General features: G+C 77.1%; 3 protein-coding genes. 1 reads left to right on the plus strand and 2 read right to left on the minus strand.

Translation table 11 applies throughout. The features are described from left to right. Nucleotides 1–7: 7 nt before the first annotated feature. Both EEJ42_RS32390 and EEJ42_RS32395 read right to left on the minus strand, forming a co-directional pair. The gene (locus EEJ42_RS32390) at nt 8–952 is read right to left on the minus strand and encodes a DMT family transporter (protein WP_123105491.1); all 945 of its coding nucleotides are present in this window, start codon (nt 950–952) and stop codon (nt 8–10) included. A 13-nt stretch (nt 953–965) separates the two neighbouring features. Then, nucleotides 966–1799 (minus strand): SDR family NAD(P)-dependent oxidoreductase, encoded by an 834-nt coding sequence (locus EEJ42_RS32395; protein WP_123105493.1) that lies wholly within the window; start codon nt 1797–1799, stop codon nt 966–968. Between the two features lie 133 nt (nt 1800–1932). On the opposite strand from EEJ42_RS32395, the gene EEJ42_RS32400 reads away from it, so the two are divergent. Beyond that, nucleotides 1933–2530: MGDG synthase family glycosyltransferase (locus tag EEJ42_RS32400; RefSeq protein WP_425472999.1), on the plus strand; the 598-nt coding region annotated here is incomplete at its 3' end.

Raw genomic sequence — 2530 nt, forward strand, 5'->3', positions numbered from 1 at the left:
CCGGGGCTCACGGCGGGCTCCCGCCGCCCGGCACCCGTCGCGCCGTGGGCGGTGCCGCCGCGCCGGTGGCGTCCGCGTCCCAGCCCTCGGCCATGGCGGGCGACCGGGTGAGGCCGACGATCCCGGCCGCCATCAGGGCGATGCCGACCGCCTCGGGCAGCAGCCGCAGCCCCAGTTCGACGCGTTCGCCGAACAGCACCCAGCCCAGCGCGATGCTCACCAGCGCGTCCCCGAGGGTCAGCGCGGGCTGGGAGGCGGCCAGCGTTCCCGCGCGCAGGGTGCTCTGGAGCAACAGAAAGCTGAACAGCCCCACGAGGCACACCGCGTACAGCGGCCAGCCGGTGAACACCGCGGCCACTCCCCCGCCGAAGCGCCCGGTGAACTCCTTGATGAGGGCCGCCGTGTACGCGAAGCCGACGGCGGTCGCGCAGCCGAGCGTCGCCGCCCGCGCCGCGCCCCGCAGCGCCCGCGCCACCAGCACCAGGGCCCCCACGACGACCACCAGCACCACACCGGCGGGCAGCCACAGCCCGTTCCGGGCCGTGGCGCGGCCGTGCGAGGGATCGGCCGCGACGAGGAAGAGCGCGAGCCCGGCGGCGAGCATCACGAACGCCAGCCAGGTCCGGCCGCCGGGCCGCCGGTGGAACACCAGACTCCCCACCACCAGGGTGAACAGCAGCTCGCTGACCAGCAGCGGCTGCACGACGGAGAGCCGCCCGACTGACAGCGCCCCCACCTGGGCCACCGCCGATACCACGATCGCCGCGCCCCCGGCCAGCCAGTACGGGCGCCGCAGCAGCCGCAGCAGATGCCGCAGCGCCTGCCCCACCCCGCCGCGTCCGGCCTCCGGAAGCTCCCGCTCCTGCTCCATCGCGGCGCGCCGCTGAAGTACGGACGCAGCGCCGTTGCCCAGGGCGGACAGCAGCGCGAGGAGGACGGTCAGGGCGCCCATGTCACCCCCACCCTCACCCGAAACGGGCGGCCAGCCGGTGGTACAGCCCCGGGGCCGCGCCGCGCACCAGCACGGGCAGCCGCAGCCAGGCCGGTACGTAGACCTCGTCCCGGCCGCGGGCGACGGCCTCCCACACCGCGTCGGCGACCCGCTCGGGCGGCAGCGGGCGCGGCACCCGGCGGGTGTACGGGACGCCGCGGCGGGCGAAGAACGGGGTGTCCACCACGCCGGGTACCACATGGGTGACGCGTACGCCGCCCCGGCGCAGCTCGTGGCGCAGGGCGTCGGCGAAGACGCCGAGCGCCGCCTTGGCCGCGGAGTACACCGCCTCGCCCCGCACCCCGAAGCTGCCCGCGACCGAGCCGATGAGCACGATGTGGCCGCGCCGCTCGGCCAGCATGTGCGGCAGGACCAGCCGTACCAGCCGCATGGTGGCGAGCAGGTCGACGCCCACGACGCGGTCGATGGCGGCGGGCGGCATCGCGCTGAAGGGGCCCGCCCAGCCGATGCCCGCCCCCGCGACGAGCAGGTCCACCCGCCCGGCGGTACCGAAGGCGTCCTCGACCAGGCCACGGCCGCCCTCGGGGGTGGCCAGATCGGCCGGCAGGGCGATGGCCGAGGTGCGCGCGGCCACCTGGTCGAGACGTTCCCGGTGGCGGCCGCTGACCAGCAGCCGCCATCCGCCGCCCGCCGCGAACCGGTGCGCGACGGCGGCGCCTATACCCGAGGACGCGCCGGTCACCAGCGCCACCCCGGTTTCGGTGGGGGCGGCCCCGGTGGCGGCGGGTCCGGCCGTCGCGTGCGCGGCGCCGGCTTGAGGCTGTGCGTCCGGCAGAGGGCGGGCCATGACACCTTCCTGTCTCGCCGCCGACCGGCGGCGTCGGAGGCCACCGGCCGTCGAGCGCGCGGTTTGACGGCACGCGGTGCGGATACCTCCAGTGAGCCATGAGCGGCCGCGCCTCGCACCATCGGAGGTGAGCATGCGCCAGCCGTCACAGCGTTTTCTCGTGGTGAGCGCCAGCATGGGGGCCGGTCATGACGCGGTGGCCGGGGAGCTGGTGCGCCGACTGGAGTGCGCGGGGCACCGGGCGGACCGGGTGGATGTGCTGGAGCTGCTGCCCGCCGGGATCGGGCCGGGGCTGCGCGCCTTCTACCGGACGGCGGTCCGCCGGGCCCCGGTGGTCTACGCGGGCATCTACCGGGCGTTCTTCCGGCCCGGTCCCGCAGTGGGGCCACGGCCCGGCACCGCTCCGCTGGCGGCGCTCGCCGAGGACCGGCTGCTGGCGCTGGCCGGGCGGCTGCGGCCGACCGCGGTGGTGCCCGTCTTCCACCTCGCCGCGCAGCTCACCGGCCGGTTGCGGGCCCGCGGGGCCCTGACGGTGCCGAGCGCGGTGGTGGTCACCGATTTCGCGGTGCACCGCCAGTGGCTGCACCCGGGCAACGATCTGCACCTGTGTGTCACCGAGGAGGCCGCCGAACGGGTGCGGCAGGCCCTCGGGCGGCCCGCGGTGGCCACCGGCCCGCTGGTGGCGGAGCGCTTCCTCGGCCCGGCGCCCGGGGCGGCGGACTGGCGGCGCC

This window comes from Streptomyces botrytidirepellens (assembly GCF_003721215.1).
GTDB classification, from domain to species: domain Bacteria; phylum Actinomycetota; class Actinomycetes; order Streptomycetales; family Streptomycetaceae; genus Streptomyces; species Streptomyces himastatinicus.